1 protein-coding gene is annotated in these 330 nt (G+C 63.6%); it reads right to left on the reverse strand.

Features of this window, described 5'->3' with window-relative positions:
- A partial coding sequence (locus tag BQ17_RS02040) for a reverse transcriptase domain-containing protein (protein WP_256091442.1) occupies nucleotides 1-330 on the reverse strand: 330 nt, incomplete at both ends.

A 330-nucleotide genomic window follows, 5' to 3' on the forward strand; every position in this document is an offset into this window, starting at 1 on the left:
ATCGACCCTCGCTCCGGTCTCCGTCAGCCTGATCGTGCGGGTTTTCCCACGCTTGATCTCCAGTCCCATCCACCCTTGCGCGGTGGCTTCGACCCAGTCCCCTAGGCACTTCCCTTGGTGACGCGCCAAGATGATCAAGTCATCGGCATCTCCCACCAGCCGCGCGCCAACCCGCTGTGCCGGTCCTTCCCGGTCATGGAAGCGGTTGTCCATCCAGTGCAGATACAGGTTGGCTAACAGCGGGCTAATGACACCCCCTTGCGGGCTGCCGACCCGCCGTTTGACCTTCCGCGGCCGCTGATGCCGAGCCTTCGGTTCTTCCATGAGCGG

The sequence above is a fragment of the Candidatus Thiosymbion oneisti genome, from assembly GCF_900092655.1.
Classification (GTDB): Bacteria; Pseudomonadota; Gammaproteobacteria; order Chromatiales; family Chromatiaceae; genus Thiosymbion; species Thiosymbion oneisti.